The organism is Streptomyces sp. NPDC059247, from assembly GCF_042754005.1.
GTDB lineage: Bacteria > Actinomycetota > Actinomycetes > Streptomycetales > Streptomycetaceae > Streptomyces.
Genome location: NZ_JBHYZW010000006.1, coordinates 1 through 18415, shown reverse-complemented (window position 1 = coordinate 18415; position 18415 = coordinate 1). Strand labels below are relative to the sequence as shown.

13 protein-coding genes are annotated in these 18415 nt (G+C 73.7%); 11 read left to right on the top strand and 2 right to left on the bottom strand.

The genetic code is table 11. The annotated features are described in order from the left end of the window. Positions 1-62 precede the first annotated feature (62 nt). On the top strand, positions 63-3848 hold the full coding sequence (locus tag ACFXGN_RS13660) for a glycosyltransferase (RefSeq protein ID WP_384857783.1): 3786 nt from the start codon (positions 63-65) through the stop codon (positions 3846-3848). Then, on the top strand, positions 3845-5371 hold the full coding sequence (locus ACFXGN_RS13655; RefSeq protein WP_384857781.1) for a DUF5719 family protein: 1527 nt from the start codon (positions 3845-3847) through the stop codon (positions 5369-5371). The genes ACFXGN_RS13660 and ACFXGN_RS13655 overlap by 4 nt, the downstream gene beginning before the upstream one ends. Before the next feature lie 253 nt (positions 5372-5624). Here ACFXGN_RS13655 and ACFXGN_RS13650 read toward each other — a convergent pair whose 3' ends face one another. Continuing rightward, positions 5625-6080, bottom strand: coding sequence for a metallopeptidase family protein (locus ACFXGN_RS13650; protein WP_384858519.1), 456 nt, complete (start codon positions 6078-6080; stop codon positions 5625-5627). 299 nt (positions 6081-6379) lie between these two features. Here ACFXGN_RS13650 and ACFXGN_RS13645 point away from each other — a divergent pair, with 299 nt between their 5' ends. The 8 genes from ACFXGN_RS13645 (at position 6380) to ACFXGN_RS13610 (ending at position 15811) form a co-directional block, all read left to right on the top strand. Beyond that, the gene (locus tag ACFXGN_RS13645) at positions 6380-6805 is read left to right on the top strand and encodes a DUF3499 domain-containing protein (protein ID WP_384858517.1); all 426 of its coding nucleotides are present in this window, start codon (positions 6380-6382) and stop codon (positions 6803-6805) included. Between the two features lie 117 nt (positions 6806-6922). Continuing rightward, positions 6923-8287 carry a phosphomannomutase/phosphoglucomutase gene (locus tag ACFXGN_RS13640; RefSeq protein ID WP_384857778.1) on the top strand — a complete coding sequence of 455 codons (1365 nt, stop codon included), beginning with the start codon at positions 6923-6925 and terminating at the stop codon, positions 8285-8287. A 102-nt stretch (positions 8288-8389) separates the two neighbouring features. Further along, positions 8390-8572 carry a Trm112 family protein gene (locus ACFXGN_RS13635; protein WP_351791647.1) on the top strand — a complete coding sequence of 61 codons (183 nt, stop codon included), beginning with the start codon at positions 8390-8392 and terminating at the stop codon, positions 8570-8572. Positions 8573-9803: 1231 nt separating this feature from the next. Next, on the top strand, positions 9804-10952 hold the full coding sequence (locus tag ACFXGN_RS13630) for an SIS domain-containing protein (RefSeq protein WP_384857775.1): 1149 nt from the start codon (positions 9804-9806) through the stop codon (positions 10950-10952). A gap of 137 nt (positions 10953-11089) precedes the next feature. Further along, positions 11090-12241, top strand: coding sequence for a mannose-6-phosphate isomerase, class I (gene manA / locus ACFXGN_RS13625; protein ID WP_384857773.1), 1152 nt, complete (start codon positions 11090-11092; stop codon positions 12239-12241). Between the two features lie 66 nt (positions 12242-12307). Then, positions 12308-13273 carry a cation diffusion facilitator family transporter gene (locus tag ACFXGN_RS13620; RefSeq protein WP_384857771.1) on the top strand — a complete coding sequence of 322 codons (966 nt, stop codon included), beginning with the start codon at positions 12308-12310 and terminating at the stop codon, positions 13271-13273. Positions 13274-13609: 336 nt separating this feature from the next. After that, positions 13610-15064: an adenosylhomocysteinase gene (gene ahcY / locus ACFXGN_RS13615; RefSeq protein ID WP_384857768.1), complete on the top strand. Its 1455-nt coding sequence runs from the start codon at positions 13610-13612 to the stop codon at positions 15062-15064. Between the two features lie 132 nt (positions 15065-15196). Next, the gene (locus ACFXGN_RS13610; RefSeq protein WP_384857765.1) at positions 15197-15811 is read left to right on the top strand and encodes a hypothetical protein; all 615 of its coding nucleotides are present in this window, start codon (positions 15197-15199) and stop codon (positions 15809-15811) included. A 19-nt stretch (positions 15812-15830) separates the two neighbouring features. Here ACFXGN_RS13610 and ACFXGN_RS13605 read toward each other — a convergent pair whose 3' ends face one another. Beyond that, a complete protein-coding gene (locus ACFXGN_RS13605) occupies positions 15831-16844 on the bottom strand; it encodes an RDD family protein (RefSeq protein WP_384857762.1) in 1014 nt (337 codons plus the stop codon). Positions 16845-16964: 120 nt separating this feature from the next. On the opposite strand from ACFXGN_RS13605, the gene ACFXGN_RS13600 reads away from it, so the two are divergent. Then, the gene (locus ACFXGN_RS13600) at positions 16965-17972 is read left to right on the top strand and encodes a stage II sporulation protein M (RefSeq protein WP_384857760.1); all 1008 of its coding nucleotides are present in this window, start codon (positions 16965-16967) and stop codon (positions 17970-17972) included. Positions 17973-18415: the final 443 nt, after the last annotated feature.

The following is an 18415-nucleotide window of genomic DNA, read 5'->3' as shown; positions in this document are numbered from 1 at the left end:
CTCCGTCCGAGACGCACCCCACGCCCCCCGCGGGCGACCCCGGCCGGAGGGCCCGTAGCTCGATGTCCTCAACTCCTGAGTTTCCGCGACACGTCGTCACCGCCGTGCTCGTCACCCACGACGGCGCACGCTGGCTGCCGGACGCCCTCGCCGGGCTGCTCGCCCAGGAACGCCCCGTGCAGAACGCGGTCGCCGCCGACACCGGCAGCGCCGACGACTCGGCCCAGCTCCTCGCCGACGCCCTCGGAGCCGACCGCGTCCTGCACCTCGCGCGCCGCACCGGCTTCGGCGCCGCCGTCGAGGAGGCGTCCCGCACCGCGCCCCTGCTCGGAGCCGAGGACCTGCCCTATCTGAAGCGCCCCAGCGGCTGGGACCCCGTCAGCCGGACGTGGAACGACGAGGCGTACGACCTCCCCGAACTCCCGCACGGCGAACCGGTCCAGTGGCTCTGGCTCCTCCACGACGACTGCGCCCCCGAGCCCACCGCCCTCGCCGAACTCCTCCGCGTCGCCGACTCCGACGCGGACGCCGCCGTCATCGGCCCCAAACTGCGCGGCTGGTACGACCGCAAGCAGCTCCTGGAGGCCGGTGTCTCCATCGCCCGCAGTGGCCGCCGCTGGACCGGACTCGACCGCCGCGAGCAGGACCAGGGCCAGCACGACCAGGTCCGCTCCGTCCTCTCCGTCTCCACCGCGGGCATGTTGATCCGCCGTGACGTCTTCGAGGAACTCGGCGGCTTCGACCGCCGCCTGCCCCTCATGCGCGACGACGTCGACCTGTGCTGGCGCGCCCACTCCGCGGGCCACCGCGTCCTCGTCGCCCCCGGAGCCGTCCTCCGGCACGCCGAGGCCGCCGCCCGCGAGCGCCGCACCGTCGACTGCGCCGGACGCACCGCCGCCAACCCGCACCGCGTCGACAAGGCCGGAGCCGTCCACACCCTCCTCGCCAACACCCGGGGCGCCGCCCTCCCGTACGTCTTCGTCCGTCTCGTCCTCGGCACCCTGTTCCGCACCCTCGCCTACCTCGTCGGCAAGGCCCCCGTCCAGGCCGTCGACGAACTCATGGGCCTCCTCACGACCCTGCTGCGCCCCGAGAAGATCCTCGCCGCCCGCAAGCGCCGTAAGAACCCGGCCGTCCCCGCGAGCGAACTCCGCCCGCTGTTCCCGCCGCCCGGCGCCACCGTGCGCGCCGCCGTCGAACAGTTCACCGCCGACTTCGGCGGCTCCGAGACCGAGCCCGGCGGCTCCCGCCACGGCGTCGTCGAGTCGGGCCCCGGCGGCGACGACGCCGACTACCTGGAGGTCGAGCAGTTCGCCCGGCTGAAGAAGATCGCCCGCAAACCGGGCCCGGTCCTCTTCGCCCTGCTCCTCCTGATCTCCCTCGTCGCCTGCCGCAACCTCCTCGCGGGCGGCTCGCTCGCGGGCGGTGCCCTGCTGCCCGCCCCCGACACCGTCTCCGGCCTCTGGTCGCGGTACGCCGACTCCTGGCACGCCCTCGGCACCGGCGGCACCCAGAGCGCCCCGCCCTACCTCGCCGTCCTGGCCGCGCTCTCCGCGCTCTTCCTCGGCTCCACCTCCACCGCGCTGACCCTGCTGCTCGTCTGCTCGGTCCCGCTCGCGGGCTGCACCGCGTACTTCGCCGCCCGGGGCATCGTCGAGTCCCGCCTCCTGCGCGCGTGGGGCGCCATCGCGTACGCCTTCCTGCCCGCCGCCACCGGCGCCCTCGCCACCGGCCGCCTCGGCACCGCGGTCCTCGCGGTCCTGCTGCCGCTCACGGCCCGCGCCGCCGTCGCCGCGCACGGCTTCAACCGGCCCGACCGGGGCAGTTGGCGCGCCACCTGGGCGTACACCTTCCTGCTCACCCTCACGACCGCGTTCACCCCGGTCGTCTGGCCGCTCGCGGTCCTCCTCGGGCTCGGCGTGCTCGCCGTCCGCCGCTCCGACATCACCGCGTACGGGCTGCGCTTCCTCGCCACCGTCGGCACCCCGCTGCTCGTCCTCGCGCCCTGGTCGCTCACCCTGCTGACCGACCCCGCCGCCTTCCTCCACGAGGCCGGGCTCGACGTCCGTACGGGCACGGCCACCGCGCTCGACCTGCTCGGCACCAGCCCCGGCGGCCCCGGCACCACCGGCGGCCTCCTCCTGCTCGGCCTCGTCCTCGCGGGTCTGGCCGGACTGCTCCGCGAGGAGCGGCAGCTCGCCGTCCGCGCCGCCTGGGCCGCCGCCCTCGCCGGACTCCTCCTCGCCGTCCTGTCGAACGGCGCGGGCGGCACCGGCTGGGCCGGACCCGCCACCCTCGTCTACGGCGCCGCCCTCATCGCCGCGGGCATGATCGGCGCCGAGGGGGGCCGCACCCGCGTCGCCGCCCACGGCTTCGGCTGGCGCCAGCCCGTCGCCGCCCTCATCGCCCTCGCCTGCGCCATCGGCCCGGCCGCCGCCGCCGTCGGCTGGATGATCGGTGGCGCCGACGGCCCGCTGACCCGCCGCGATCCCGTGCAGGTACCGGCGTTCGTCGCCGAGGAGAGCGGCACCCGCGACCAGCCCCGCACCCTCGTCCTCGGCGCGGGCGCCCCCGGCGAGATCGCCTACACCCTGGTCCGGGGCTCCGGCGCCCGCCTCGGCGACGGCGAACTCACCGCCGCCGCCGACCCCGACCGGCGGCTCGACTCCGTCGTCGCCCATCTGGTCGCGGGCTCCGGCGCCGACCAGACCCAGGAACTCAGCGGGTACGCCGTCCGCTACGTCCTGGTCCGCGACGGCGCCCCGCGCGAACTGGGCCGGGTCCTCGACTCCACCCCCGGTCTCAGCCGCCTCAGCCAGCTCGACGGCAGCGCGCTCTGGCGCGTCGACCGCGAGATCGCCCGGATCATGATCGTCCCGCCCGCCGCGAAGGACCCCGATGCGGCCCCGGCCGACACCGCGAAGGCCGCCGCCCCGGTCGCCGTCGCCGCCGGTCCCGTCGAGGCGCACACCGAGGTCCCGGCCGGTCCCGCGGGCCGCGTCCTGCGCCTCGCCGACCGCGCCGACGACGGCTGGACCGCCACCCTCGACGGCAAGGAACTGCCCCGCACCACCGTCGACGGCTGGGCCCAGGGCTTCGAGCTGCCCGCCGGGGGCGGTCGCCTCGACGTCACGTACGACCAGCCGTTCACCCACACCGTGTGGATCTGGATCCAGGCCGGCCTCGCGGTCGTCCTGCTCGTCCTCGCCCTGCCCGGACGCCGCCGTCAGATCGACGACGACCTGCCCGAGGAGGAGACGGAGATCCCCGCCCAGGCCACCGAGGGCGACAGCCGCCGGGCCCGCCGACTGCGCGCCGCCGCCGAGGCGGAGGCCGAGACCGGGACGGCGACGGAAGACCCCGGCACCGACCCGGAGGGGACCCCCGCCCCGGAGCGGCAGACGTACGAGCCCCAGGAGTGGGACACCGCCGGACACCCGCGGGTCCCCGCCCAGCAGCAGCCCCCGGTCTACGCCGAGCAGACCGGCTACCCCGGCCAGGAGTACTCCGCCGACCCGTACCAGCAGCAGCCGTACGCGTACCCCCAGCACGGCTACGACCCGCAGCAGCCCTACCCGGACCAGCGGTACCCCGACCAGGCGTACCCGGACCAGGGCTACGCCCAGCCGCAGACGTACGAGGGACAGCCGACGTACGAGGAGCGGCGGCAGTACGAGGGACAGCAGGCGTACGACGGCCGACAGGACTACGACCCCCAGAATCCCCAGGGTCCCCGGAGTCCCCAGGGTCCCCAGAACCCCCCGAGCTACGACCCGTACGGCTACGGCCAGGGATACGCCCAGGACCGAGAGAACCAGCAGCGTCCCGACGGGAGCAGCAACCAGTGAAGCGCACCACCCTCTCCCTGATCGCGGCCGCCACGGCCCTCGCCGCCGTCACCGGCTTCGCGTCCCTCACCGCCCCCGGCGGCCCCGCCGCCCCCGAGGCCAAGGCCCCCGCCCGGCTGCCGGTGCAGCGCGCCGCGGTGGTCTGCCCGGCCCCCAGCACCTCCGAGATCGCCGAGACCCTCTACACCTCGTACACCCCGCCGAGCGCCCCGGGCACGGGCACGGACCGGAACGGCCAGGCCGGGAAGGCGGAGCGGGCCACCGCCCAGCTGCGGCCCGCCGCGAACGCCGCCGCCGACGGCACCGGCAAGAAGCCCGGGACGGCCAAGGCCCCGGCCACCGTCACCGCCCCCGGCAAGCCCGTCACCGTCCAGGCCGACGGCAGCGGCGTCCCCGCGCTCGCCGGAGCCGCCACCGGCTCCCTCGCCCCCGGCTGGACCGTCCAGCAGACCACCGTCGTCCCGGCGGGCGGCGCGCGCGGTCTGCGCGGCCTCTCCTGCGGCGTCCCCGACACCGACTTCTGGTTCCCGGCCGCCTCCACCGCCACGGGCCGCCAGGACTACGTCCACCTCACCAACCCGGACGACACGGCGGCCGTCGCCGACATCCAGCTCTACGGGGCCAAGGGCGCCCTCAAGTCCCAGTTCACCGAGGGCATCCCGGTCCCGGCCCGCTCCACCGTCCCGGTCCTCCTGTCCACCCTGACCGCCGAGCCCGGCCAGTGGGACGTCACCGTCCACGTCACCACCCGCAGCGGCCGGATCGGCGCCGCCCTCGCCGCCTCCGACGAGAAGCTCGGCGGGGACTGGCTCCCGGCCTCCGCCGACCCGGCGGGCACCGCCGTGTTCCCCGGCATCCCGGCCGACGCCACCTCCGTGCGCGTGGCGGCCTACGTCCCCGGCGACGACGACGCCGACCTCAAGGTCCAGTTGGCCACCGCGACCGGCACGATCGTCCCGGCGGGCGCCGACAGCCTCCTCGTGAAGTCCGGGATGACGGCCTCCCTCGACCTGCCGGACCTCACCCGGGGCCAGACCGCCTCCCTGATCCTCACCCCGAGCGACCCGAAGAAGCCGGTGCCGTTCGTCGCCGCGCTCCAGATCGTCCGGGGCAAGGGAGCGGGCACGGAGATCGCGTTCGTGCCCGCGACGGCCCCGGTCGCCGCCCGCGCGACCGTCGCCGACAACCGGGCCAAGGCCTCGACACTGGCCCTGACGGCGGTCGGCTCCGCCGCCCAGGTGAAGATCACCGCCTCGGCCGGGTCCGCCGGGGGGACGCCCGTGTCGCGAACCGTGACCGTGAAGGCGGGCACGACGACCGCCGTCACCGACCTCGTCCCCGAGGGCCTCAAGGGCTCCTACGCGCTGACCGTGGAACCGGTCTCCGGCGGCAAGGTGTACGCGTCGCGGATGCTGTCGCTCCCGCAGGACGGCGTCCCGATGTTCACCGTCCAGCCCCTCCTCGACGACCGGGGCATGGTCGAGGTCCCGGCGGCCCGCCAGGACCTCGGCGTCCTGGACTGACCGCCCCGCCCCGGACACCGGCCACCCCACGGACGGGGAAGCACGGCCCTCCAGGTGAGGACCACGGAGCCACGGGACAGAGGACAGGGGCAGGGGCAGTCGTACGGAGTCCCCGCACGGACCCCGTACGGGGAACCCCGCCCGGGACTCCCGCACACGGCCCCGTACGGCACCGCCCGTACAGGTCCCGTAGCAGGTCCCCGTACGGGCATCCCCTGATGGAGGGGCCCCTACGGGGACCCTCCCGTACGGCTCAGTCCTGCCCGTACCGGGGATCGACGGACTCGGGGGAGAGGCCCAGCAGCTCCGCGACCTGTTCCACGACCACCTCGTGGACCAGGAGCGCCCGGTCCTCACGGCTCTTGGAGCGGATCTCGACCGGCCGCCGGTAGACGACGACCCGGGCGGGCTCGCCCTTCTCCGCGGGCGCGGACCCGCCCAGCGGCACCGTCTCGCCCGGCACCGGCGGCGGCACCTCCATCACCATGAACTCGACGTCCGCCAGCTGCGGCCAGCGCCGCTCCAGCCGCTCCACCGAGTCCAGCACCAGATCGCGGAAGGTGTCGGACCGGCTCGCGGAGAGCGGCACCTGCGGCGGGGCGACGGGCCCGCGCATCCCCCGGCCGTGCCGGTCACGACGGCGCACCCGGGGCTCCGCCGGGGGCTCCGTGGGGCTCTGCTGGGGGCTCGGCGGCACAGGACTGTCCATCACTGACGCAGCGTAACCCCCCTCGGTCCCCGCGCACCGTGAAGCATCATCGCCGCCGTCCGGCGCGCTCCCGTCCGCCCGCCCGGCCCCGCGTCGAAACCAGAACAATCCGGCCAATCGTCCGCTCGTTCCCGTGCTCCGAGGTGATCGGCCATCTGGCCGTGGACGGCCTGATCCGTACCCCGGAACGTCCGGGCCGACTCCCGGGCGAACGCCCTTGCGGGCCTTCCCCCGCAGGTCGGGAGAGCCCGCCCGGAGGGCCCGGCGGCGGAGGCCGCGCCACGACACGGTGGAGTGACCTGAGGGAGAGTCGTCGCGGCCCGCTCAAGAGTGCGGTACCGTCCAACGTCGTGAGCCCTGTACGTCGCTGTTCGCGCACCGCGTGCGGCCGCCCTGCCGTCGCGACACTGACGTACGTCTATGCCGACTCGACTGCGGTCCTCGGCCCGCTCGCCACCTACGCCGAGCCCCACTGCTACGACCTGTGCGCCCAGCACAGCGAGCGCCTCACCGCCCCGCGCGGCTGGGAGGTCGTGCGGCTCACCGACGGTTCCGCCCCGCCCCGCCCCAGCGGCGACGACCTCGAAGCCCTGGCCAACGCGGTGCGGGAGGCGGCCCGCCCCCAGGAGCGCGCGGCCGACGCGGGCGGCAAGGGCCGGGGCGGCGACCCCATGGAGGTCGGCCGCCGAGGGCACCTCAGGGTCCTGCGCTCCCCCGAGAACTGACCGCAACCGGCCACCGTCGCGTCCCCCCTCCGGCGCTCCGGGTAGTTTGGGCGTTCCGTACACGCGCCGCACCGCACACGCGCCGCACCGCGTGGAAGAACTCAGGAGGGTGGATCCGTGACTGCCGATCTGTCGCAGATCGTGAAGGCGTACGACGTCCGCGGAGTGGTCCCCGACCAGTGGGACGAGACCCTGGCCGAGCTCTTCGGCGCGGCCTTCGTACGGGTGACCCGGGCCGACGCGATCGTCATCGGCCACGACATGCGCCCCTCGTCGCCCGGCCTCTCGAACGCCTTCGCGCGCGGCGCGGCCCGCCTCGGCGCCGACGTCACCCTGATCGGGCTCTGCTCCACCGACCAGCTGTACTTCGCCTCCGGCAGCCTCGGCCTGCCCGGCGCCATGTTCACCGCCTCGCACAACCCGGCCCAGTACAACGGCATCAAGATGTGCCGCGCGGGCGCCGCCCCGGTCGGCCAGGACACCGGTCTGACCGAGATCCGCGAACTGACCGAGCGCTGGTCGGAGACCGGAGCGCCGGAGGCCGCCGCGACCCCGGGCACGATCACCGAGCGGGACACCCTCACCGACTACGCGGACCATCTGCGGTCGCTGGTCGACCTGACCGCGATCCGGCCCCTCAAGGTTGTCGTCGACGCGGGCAACGGCATGGGCGGCCACACCGTCCCCACCGTCTTCGACGGGCTGCCCCTGGACGTCGTCCCGATGTACTTCGAGCTGGACGGCACCTTCCCGAACCACGAGGCCAACCCGCTCGACCCGAAGAACATCGTCGACCTCCAGGCCCGTGTCCTGGCCGAGGGCGCGGACCTCGGCCTCGCCTTCGACGGCGACGCCGACCGCTGCTTCGTCGTCGACGAGCGCGGCGAGCCCGTCCCCCCGTCCGCGATCACGGCCCTCGTCGCCGCCCGCGAACTGGCGAAGCACCCCGGCGGAACGATCATCCACAACCTGATCACCTCCTGGTCGGTGCCGGAGGTCGTCCGCGAGCACGGCGGCGAACCCGTCCGCACCCGGGTCGGCCACTCCTTCATCAAGGAGGAGATGGCGAAGAGCGGCGCGATCTTCGGCGGCGAGCACTCGGCGCACTACTACTTCAAGGACTTCTGGAACGCGGACACCGGGATGCTCGCCGCGCTCCACGTCCTCGCCGCCCTCGGCGGCCAGGACGGCACCCTGTCCGACCTGGTCTCCGCGTACGACCGCTACGCGGCCTCGGGCGAGATCAACTCCACCGTCGCCGACCAGACGGCCAGCACCACCAAGGTGCGCGCGGCCTACGAGGACGGGGACGTCGTCCTCGACGAGCTCGACGGCCTCACGGTGACGGCCCGGGACTGGTGGTTCAACCTCCGCGCCTCGAACACCGAGCCGCTGCTGCGCCTCAACGTCGAGGCCCGTGACGCGGTCACCATGGCCAAGGTCCGCGACGAGGTCCTCGCCCTGGTCCGGGCGACGGACTGAGCCGGGCGCCCGCCGGGGGACGGGGCGGTCCCCGCCCCCCCGGCGGTAGGCTGACCTGGCCCGCAGGGCAGCACCACCACCGTTTGTCCGAAGGGAAACCCCATGCCGCTCGAAGCCGGCCTCCTGGAGATCCTGGCCTGCCCCGCGTGCCACGCTCCGCTGAACGACCGCACGGCGGACGAGACCCCCGAACTCCTCTGCACCAACAAGGACTGCGGCCTCGCGTACCCGGTCCGCGACGACATCCCGGTCCTCCTGACGGACGAGGCCCGCCGCCCGTCCTGACCCGGGGACACACCCCCGAGGAGGGGGTACGTCTCCGGGGCCGACGGCCCGGCCCGGCGGACGGGACGGGAGCCGCCCGCCGGTGTTCGAGCGGGCACACCCGACCGCACACCGAGGACCACCCCCGGGCCCCCGGGCCCCCCAGGACCGGAAGCCACGAAGCCCCGTCCTCGTCCGGGTGGTCCGGACGAGAACCCGGCCCGGACCACCCGGGAAGAACCACCCCGGAGGGAATCACCCCGGAGGGAACCACCCGGGGAGGCACGGCTCCGGCTGACCCGGCTGCAAGGGGCCGTCCCGGAAAGGCCCCTGGAAGAGCCCGCCACGACGGACCCTTCGGGGAAGGGCAGCTCCCGAGCGGACCGCCTGGGACACGGGCCACTCCCGACGACCTGTTCCGGAAGGGCAGCTCAGGGGAAAGAGCCATCTGGTGGGGGACCGCTACGAAGGGACCCGGTCATGAGCCACCGCTCCTGGAAGGCCGGTCTCCGAAGAGCCGGTCCCCGGGCGGACCTGCCCCGGGCGAACCTGCCTGGGACGGACCGGTCCGGAAGGGGCCTTCCCGGCCCCGTCCATCCGGAGAAGGCCCTTCCGGACGGACACCGGTCCGCCGGAAAGCCCCGCTCCCGGGAGGACGCTCAGGGGAGAGAGACCACCCGGGTGGCCCCGCCCGGGAGCGCTGTCGCGGAAGAGCCGTCCAGGGAAGGCCGACCCGGGTGGACGGTCCGGGAAGGCTGGCCAGGGTGGACGGTCCGGAAAAGCAGACCCGGAAAGCAGACCCGGGAAGGCAGACCTGGAAAACAGAATCGGGAAAGCGGACCCGGGAAGGTCGGCCAGGGTGGCTGGTCCGGGAAGGTCGGCCAGGGTGGACGGCCCGGGTGGCTGGTCCGGGAGGTCGGTCCGGCTGTCCGGTCCGGGAGGGCCGCTCCCACGGCCGCCCCCACCGAAACCCCCGCCCACCCCGCACCGGACGGCCGACCCCGGCCCGTCCACCCCGCCAGGGGCAGCCGCCGAAGGCGAGCACCCTTCACGGGAAGGCCCGCACCTCCGCCCTCCCGGCCGCACCGGCGGGAGCCCCACCGAGTCCGACCGGCGGCCGGACGCACCGGAAGCCGCACACCCCGCACCCCGGCCACCCGCCCGGGGACCCGTACACGAAGCACCCCGCGCTGGTCGCCCCGCACGGGCCCCCGCGCACCGACAGCCCGCACCCCCAGGGAGGCACCGCCCCATGCTCGACGAGACGCTCCTCGACGCCCCGGACGACCTCGCTCTGGCCGACCGCCGGGGCCTCCTCCGCGCCGCCGCCGAGGCGGGCGCGCGGGTCAGGACCGCCGCCCGGCACGCGACGGAGGCGGGCATCGCCGACCTCCGCCCCGAGGGCCGCCCCCGCGCGGTCCTCGTCGCGGGCCCCGGCGCGGCGGCCGTGGCCGTCGCCGACCTGATCGGCGCCCTCGCCGGAGCCGCCGCCCCCGTCGTACGCCTCCGGCCGACCGGAGTGGCCCCGGCGGCGGGCGCGCTGCGCTGGACGCTGCCCGGCTGGGCCGGACCCGTGGACCTCCTGCTGCTGCCGACGACGGACGGTTCGGAGCCGGGCCTGGCGCTCCTCGCGGAGCAGGCGTACCGGCGCGGGATCACCGTGGTGGCCGTCGCCCCGAGAACGGCCCCGCTCGCGGAGACCGTCAGCGGCTCGGTGGGCCTGTTCGTCCCGATGGCCGTCGCCCCGCACGAGTCGCCCGACGAGCACACCGAGGGCGTCGCGGCCGGTCCCGGCGCCCTGTGGGCCCTGTTCACCCCGCTCCTCGCGCTCCTGGACCGGGTCGGTCTCCTGGACGCCCCGCCGGAGACGCTGGAGAAGGTCGCCGACCGGCTGGACCGTACGGCCGAACGCTGCGGCCCGGCCGTCGCCACCTACGGCAACCCGGCGAAGACCCTCGCCGCCGAACTCACCGAGTCGCTCCCGCTGATCTGGACGGAGGGCCCGGCGGCGGGCCCCGCGGGCCGCCGTTTCGCCGCGGTCCTCGCCGACCTGGCCGGGCTGCCCGCGCTGGCGGCCGAACTGCCGGAGGCACTGCCCGCGCACGGCGTCCTGCTGGCGGGCGGCTTCGCGGCGGGCGCCGACCCGGACGACTTCTTCCGGGACCGGGTGGAGGAACCGCAGGCCCTCCGGGCCCGGGTGGTACTGCTCCGCGACCGCCCGGCGGACGGTCTGACCGCCGCGCACGCGGCCCGCGAACTCGCCCTCGGCCACGACACGGCCATCAGCGAACTGGAACCGGAGGAGGGCGGCGACCTGGAGAGACTGGCGGAACTGCTCGCCGTCACGGACTTCGCCGCGGTCTACCTCGCCCTGGCGACCCACGGGCGCACGGCCCCCTGAAACCCGCCCCCGAGCCCCCGCGCTCCCCTTCGTAAACCCGTACTCGACCCCCCGTAACCCCCTCGTCACCCACCCCCTGTCACCTGTCTCCCGACACCCCGCACCCTTCTCACCACCCCGAGGAGCTGGCAGGCACCATGGACCGCCTCGTCAACACCGTCCGCCCCTACGCCTGGGGCTCCACGACGGCCATCCCCCGGCTGCTCGGCACCGAACCGACCGGCGAGCCGCAGGCCGAGCTGTGGATGGGCGCCCACCCCGGCGCCCCCTCCCGCACCGCCCGCGGACCGCTGAACGCACTGATCGAAGCCGATCCCGTACGCGAACTGGGCCGTCCCTCCGTGGACAAGTTCGGTCCCCGCCTCCCGTTCCTCCTCAAGGTGCTCGCCGCGGGCGCCCCGCTCTCCCTCCAGGTCCACCCCGACCTCGCGCGGGCGCGGACCGGGTTCGCCGCCGAGGAGGCCGCGGGCATCCCGGCCGACGCGCCCCACCGCACGTACAAGGACGCCAACCACAAGCCCGAACTGATCTGCGCCCTCACCCCCTTCGAGGGTCTGTGCGGCTTCCGCGCCCCCGCCGAGGCCGCCGACCTCCTCGCGGACCTGGGCGTCGACACGCTCAAGCCGTACGTGGACCTGCTGCACGCCCAGCCCGAGGAAGCCGCGCTCCGCGAGGTCCTGACGGCGCTGCTGACCGCCGACCCGGAGGACATGGCGGAGACCGTCGCCGACGCGTCCGCCGCCGCCGACCGCCTGGGCGGCGCCCTCGCCCCGTACGCGAGCCTCGCCCACCACTACCCCAGCGACCCCGGCGTCATCGCCGCCATGCTGCTGAACCACGTCAGGCTCCAGCCCGGCGAGGCCCTCTACCTGGGCGCGGGCGTCCCGCACGCCTATCTCGACGGCCTCGGCGTCGAGATCATGGCGAACTCCGACAACGTGCTGCGCTGCGGACTCACCCCCAAGCACGTCGACGTCCCCGAACTCCTCCGGGTGGTCCGCTTCGAGCCCTCCGACCCGGGCGTCCTGCGCCCCGAGGCGTCCGCGACGGGCGAGGAGGTCTACGACACCCCGACCGACGAGTTCCGCCTCTCCCGGTTCGTACGGGCCGAGGGCGCCGCGCCCAACGACCTGACCGCCGCCACCCCGCAGATCCTGCTCGCCGTCGCGGGCCGCCCGAAGGCGGGCGACCTGACCCTCACCCCCGGCGGATCGGTCTTCGTCCCGGCGGGCGAACCCCTCGAACTCACCGGTACGGGTGCGGTCTTCCGCGCCACCGTCGTGGCCTGATGCAACAATGACCGGCCGCACCGCGGCGACAGGGCCGGTGCATCGACGAAGGGACCACGTACACCCATGAGTGCGTCAGGCGGAACCAAGGCGATCGTCGCGGCGCTCGCCGCCAACCTGGCGATCGCCGTAGCGAAGTTCGTGGCGTTCCTCTTCAGCGGCTCGTCGTCCATGCTCGCGGAGAGCGTCCACTCGCTGGCCGACTCCGGCAACCAGGGCCTGCTGCTCCTCGGCGGCAAGCGGGCCCAGCGCGACGCCACCCCGCAGCACCCCTTCGGCTACGGCCGCGAACGGTACATCTACGCCTTCCTCGTCTCGATCGTGCTCTTCTCCGTCGGCGGCATGTTCGCCGTCTACGAGGGCTACGAGAAGATCAAGGAACCGCACGCGATCGAAGCCTGGTACTGGCCGGTCGGGGTCCTGATCTTCGCGATCATCGCGGAGTCCTTCTCCTTCCGCACCGCCATCAAGGAGTCGAACCCGCTGCGCGGCGACCTCTCCTGGAAGGAGTTCGTGCGCCGCGCCAAGGCCCCCGAACTGCCCGTCGTCCTCCTGGAGGACCTCGGCGCCCTCGTCGGTCTCGTTCTCGCGCTCGGCGGCGTCGGCCTCGCCCTGCTGACCGGCAACGGCGTCTGGGACGGCATCGGCACCCTCTGCATCGGCCTCCTCCTCATCCTGATCGCGGTCGTCCTGGCGGTCGAGACCAAGTCGCTGCTGCTCGGCGAGTCCGCGGGCATCGAAGAGGTCCGCAAGATCGAGGCGGCGGTCGTCGACGGCGACACCGTCACCCGCCTCATCCACATGCGCACCCTCCACCTCGGCCCCGAGGAACTCCTCGTCGCCGCCAAGATCGCCGTCCGGCACGACGAATCGGCCACCGAGGTCGCGGAGGCCATCAACGCCGCCGAAACCCGCATCCGCGCCGCCGTCCCGATCGCCCGGGTCATCTACCTGGAACCGGACATCTACAGCGAGAAGGCCGCGGCGACCGGCGGGAACCCCGCCGAGACACCCGACACCCCCGCCCACTGACCGGCCCGGCCCACCGGCCGGATCCCGCCGGGCCCCGCCGTCCCGAGACCCCCGCGCGCCTTCCGCCGCGGGGGTCTCGCGCGTCTGTACGAGCCCCGGGGGCCGGTCGTCGGCGGAATGCGGACTGTGGCCCGCCGGGTCGACCGGTGTAGATTCGTGACCAGCCAGACGTCGCTGCTGATGGCGGTCGGGCGGTCCGTGAGGACCGGCCGAGGGAGAGAGGGCCTCCGACGACGGCACCGTGGAAGACCCCGGGCATCCGTGTGCCCAGGGCAGTTCCGTGGCGCCCGGCGCCCACGACCCTCACACCCGAACCACACGAGGAGCAGCACCGTCATGACGACCGCCGCACCCCAGGACTTCAAGGTCGCCGATCTCTCGCTGGCCGTCTTCGGCCGCAAGGAGATCACCCTCGCCGAGCACGAGATGCCCGGTCTGATGTCGATCCGCCGCGAGTACGCCGAGCAGCAGCCGCTCGCTGGCGCCCGCGTCACCGGCTCCCTGCACATGACCGTGCAGACCGCCGTCCTCATCGAGACCCTCGTGGCCCTCGGCGCCGAGGTCCGCTGGGCCTCCTGCAACATCTTCTCCACCCAGGACCACGCCGCCGCGGCCATCGCCGTCGGCCCCGACGGCACCCCCGAGGACCCGCGGGGCGTCCCGGTCTTCGCCTGGAAGGGCGAGACCCTGGAGGAGTACTGGTGGTGCACCGAGCAGGCCCTCACCTGGCCGAACTCGCCCACCGGCGGCCCGAACATGATCCTCGACGACGGTGGTGACGCCACCCTCCTCGTCCACAAGGGCGTCGAGTTCGAGAAGGCCGGCTCGGCCCCGGACCCGTCGACGGCGGACAGTGAGGAGTACGGCTACATCCTCCGCCTCCTCAACCGCACCCTCGGCGAGAACCCGCAGAAGTGGACCCAGCTGGCGTCCGAGATCCGCGGTGTCACCGAGGAGACCACCACCGGTGTCCACCGTCTGTACGAGATGCAGCAGGCGGGCTCGCTCCTCTTCCCGGCGATCAACGTGAACGACGCCGTGACGAAGTCGAAGTTCGACAACAAGTACGGCTGCCGCCACTCGCTGATCGACGGCATCAACCGGGCCACCGACGTCCTCATCGGCGGCAAGACGGCCGTCGTCTTCGGCTACGGCGACGTCGGCAAGGGCTGCGCGGAGTCCCTGCGCGGCCAGGGCGCCCGGGTCATCGTCACGGAGATCGACCCGATCTGCGCGCTCCAGGCGGCGATGGACGGCTACCAGGTGGCGACCCTCGACGATGTCGTGGAGACCGCCGACATCTTCATCACCACCACCGGCAACAAGGACATCATCATGGCCGGGGACATGGCCAAGATGAAGCACCAGGCCATCGTCGGCAACATCGGCCACTTCGACAACGAGATCGACATGGCCGGTCTCGCCAAGATCGACGGCATCGTCAAGGACGAGGTCAAGCCGCAGGTCCACACCTGGAAGTTCCCCGACGGCAAGGTCCTCATCGTCCTGTCCGAGGGCCGCCTGCTCAACCTGGGCAACGCGACCGGCCACCCCTCCTTCGTGATGTCGAACTCCTTCGCGGACCAGACCCTGGCCCAGATCGAGCTCTTCACCAAGCCGGAGGAGTACCCGACCGACGTCTACGTGCTGCCCAAGCACCTGGACGAGAAGGTCGCCCGCCTCCACCTCGACGCCCTCGGCGTCCGGCTGACCACCCTCCGCCCCGAGCAGGCCGCCTACATCGGCGTCCAGGTCGACGGCCCGTACAAGCCGGACCACTACCGCTACTGATGCCCCGGAAGGCGACGGCCGCGCACTGACGCCCCGCCGCCCCGGCCACCCGTAACGGAATCAGGCAGGCCCCCCGCACCCCGTGCCGGGGGCCTGCCCCGTCCCACCGCTCCCGGAAGCCCCCGAGGACCCATGCCCCGCGGCCGATATTCGCTCCACGACCCGCACGACCACACCCCCCTCGGCGAAGAACACTTCCACTGCGCGCCCGGCCCCTCCGGCTGGCGCTACGTCGCATCGACCACCACCCCCACCGGCGACCACCGGGGCTCCGTCGACCTGGCCGTCGACGAACTCGGCCGTCCCCTCCGGCTCGAACTCCACGCCGCCGGCTGGCAGGTCCGCGGCGCGGCCCTCGACGGCGTCACCTGGGTCCGTACGGACCCCACCGGAGCCGAAGCCGACGAAGGCAATGTGCGCGCCCACGCCTTCACCGGAACGTCCCCGGCCTTCCTCGTCGCCCTCACACGACTCCTGCGCCTCACCCCCGCGTCCCCGGAGACCCGTGTCAGGCTCGTCGCCTTCACGGACCCCGTGCTCGCCCCCCTCACGACCGACCAGTCCTGGGCCCTGCTGAGAAGTGAAGCGCACCCCACTGACAACGGCCCCCTGACCGTGGACGAATACCAGGTCAGCGACCTGGAAACGGGCGAGAGGCACACGGTCCACATCGCGGGTGACGTCGTCCTCGCGGCCCCCGGCATCGAACTCGAGGACCTGGACGACCCGCCCTCCGTCTTCCCCTGACAGACCGGCGCCCGGCCCCTCAGGCGGGCGGCGCGAACCCGGTGGAGGCCGGAGCCGGAACCCCACCCGGGGCGGGGGAGCCACCCGCGTCCGGAGCCCCGGCCACCGGCGGACCGCCCGGGACGACGGGACCCGGCGGAACACCCCCCGGCCCACCCCCGCCGACGCCCGGCACCCCGCCCGTCGCACCGGCCACCGCCCCGAACACCTCGGACACCCTGAAGACCTCGGACGCCTTGGACGCCTCGGACACCTCTGACGCCGAGAACGAGGCGGAGGACCCGGGAGCGAACGCCCGCCGGGCGTCCCGCGCCTGCCGCTCGGCGACGACCCCCGCGAGATACGCGTCGGCGGACACCCCCGGGGGCGGGGGCGTCCCGGTCCGCGCCACCAGCTCGTCGGCCAGCCGCTCCGCGAGCCGCCGCCCCACCACCTGATCCAGCTCACCCGCGCGCGTGAGGTACTGCCGCGCCTCCAGCCACAGCGCCTCGGGCACGGCGGAGAGGTCGAGCCCGGTGAACCTGCCCACCAGCCACGGCGGCGGCGGAGGGACCACCGGTGTCCGCGCCGCGGCCGGTATCCGCTCCCGCACCACCAGCGTCCCGGCGAAGACGTCCCCGAGCCGCCGCCCGCGCTCCGACACCAGCGAAGCGACACAGGCGACGACGCCGAAGGTCATCAGGATCTCCACGACCCCCATCGCCCCGCGCACCAGCGCGTGCCGGAACCGGATCGGCCCCCCGTCGTCCCGCACCACCCGCAGTCCGCAGGCCAGCTTCCCCAGGGACCGCCCGTGCGTCAGCGTCTCCACCGCGATCGGCGCCCCCACCAGGATCAACAGGAAGGAGGCGATCGACAGCGCCATGCCGGCCGCCTCGTCCAGCGAAGCCGTGGCGACCGCGAGGACCAGGGTGACCAGCAGGTACACGGCCCACACCACCACCAGGTCGATGAGCACCGCCAGCGTCCGGCTCGGCAGCCGCGCGGGCTGCACCCCCAGGACGACAGCGTCCCCCGTCACGAGACCACTCACCGCACCCACCCTTCTCCCGACCTTCCGGACCCCTCCGAACGCCAGTCTGCCAAGCTGACCGGCAGCGCGCCGCAGCAGCACGGACCGTCCGCCGCCGAAGCCCGGGAGCACCAGCCGATCATGGACCTCGACGTCTACGTCACCGCCCACCGGGCCGAATGGGAACGCCTCGACCACCTGCTCCGCCGTGGCCGGAAGCTCACCGGAGCGGAGGCCGACGAACTCGTCGCCCTCTACCAGCGCACGGCCACCCATCTGTCGATCGTCCAGTCCAGCGCCCCGGACCCGGTGCTCACCGCCCGGCTCACCCAGCTGGTGGCCCGCGCCCGTGCCACCGTCACCGGCACCCGCCGTGCCTCCTGGCGCGACGCGGCCCGCTTCCTCACCGCCGGATTCCCGGCCGCGGTCTACCGCGCCCGGCACTGGTGGGTCCCCACCGCACTCCTCTCCACCCTGCTCGCGGCCCTCATCGGCTGGTGGATCGGCACGCACCCGGAGGTCCAGGCGGCGCTCGGCGCACCCGCCGACCTCCGCGAGATGACCCGCCCCGGCGGGCAGTACGAGACGTACTACTCCAGCCACCCGGCGGCGTCCTTCGCCGCCCAGGTCTGGACGAACAACGCCCAGGCCGCCGCCATGTGCCTGGTCCTGGGCGCGTTCCTGGGCATCCCGGTGCTCTGGATCCTCTTCATGAACATGCTGAACGTCGGTGTCGGCATCGGCCTGATGGCCTCCGCGGGCCGTCTCGACATCTTCCTGGGCCTGATCCTTCCGCACGGCCTGCTCGAACTGACGGCCGTCTTCGTCGCCGCCGGTACGGGCCTCCGCCTCGGCTGGACGGTCGTCGACCCGGGCCCGACCACCCGCCGGGCGGCCCTGGCCGAACGCGGACGGGCCGCCGTCGGCATGGCGATGGGCCTCGCGCTGGTGCTCTTCGTCTCGGGCCTGATCGAAGGCTTCGTCACCCCGTCGGGCCTCCCCACCTGGGCCCGCATCACCATCGGCATCGCCGCTGAGCTGGTCTTCCTCCTCTACGTGTACGTCCTCGGCGGCCGAGCCGCCCGCAGGGGCGAACAGGGGGACCTGGCGGAGTCCGACCGAGGCGCCGCCCTGCCGACCGCCGCCTGATGTGCGTACGACCCCGCTGACCTGCTAAGGTCCTCCGGTGCCCACAAAAACCATTGACATGGTCGGCGTGGGGAGGTAGATTCAAACGGTTGCCTAGAACTGGACAGTTCGGCAGCAATCAAGTAGGGTTTCACTCACTCCGGTCGGGAATTCATTCCACGGAGTCACCCCGATTCTCATCCGAATCACGAAAGCCACCGATTAGGTCGGCCCAAATGATTCTGATAAAGTCGGAAACGCCGAAAGGCCCCCGGAGCGAAAGCGAAAGGGACCGGAAAGCGCCGAGGAAATCGGGTCGGAAAGATCTGATAGAGTCGGAAATGAAGGAAGCGCCCGGAGGGCCTGGGAACAGGAACGAAGGAAGCGTCCGCACCTTGAGAACTCAACAGCGTGCCAAAAATCAACGCCAGATTAGTTGATACCCCGTCCATCTTCGGATGGTC

Coding starts and splice junctions, on each gene's coding strand:
- ACFXGN_RS13660 (WP_384857783.1), top strand. CDS start 63: ATGTCCTCAACTCCTGAGTTTCCGCGACACGTCGTCACCGCCGTGCTC.
- ACFXGN_RS13650 (WP_384858519.1), bottom strand. CDS start 6,080: ATGGACAGTCCTGTGCCGCCGAGCCCCCAGCAGAGCCCCACGGAGCCC.
- ACFXGN_RS13635 (WP_351791647.1), top strand. CDS start 8,390: ATGCCGCTCGAAGCCGGCCTCCTGGAGATCCTGGCCTGCCCCGCGTGC.
- ACFXGN_RS13630 (WP_384857775.1), top strand. CDS start 9,804: ATGCTCGACGAGACGCTCCTCGACGCCCCGGACGACCTCGCTCTGGCC.
- manA (WP_384857773.1), top strand. CDS start 11,090: ATGGACCGCCTCGTCAACACCGTCCGCCCCTACGCCTGGGGCTCCACG.
- ACFXGN_RS13620 (WP_384857771.1), top strand. CDS start 12,308: ATGAGTGCGTCAGGCGGAACCAAGGCGATCGTCGCGGCGCTCGCCGCC.
- ahcY (WP_384857768.1), top strand. CDS start 13,610: ATGACGACCGCCGCACCCCAGGACTTCAAGGTCGCCGATCTCTCGCTG.
- ACFXGN_RS13610 (WP_384857765.1), top strand. CDS start 15,197: ATGCCCCGCGGCCGATATTCGCTCCACGACCCGCACGACCACACCCCC.
- ACFXGN_RS13600 (WP_384857760.1), top strand. CDS start 16,965: ATGGACCTCGACGTCTACGTCACCGCCCACCGGGCCGAATGGGAACGC.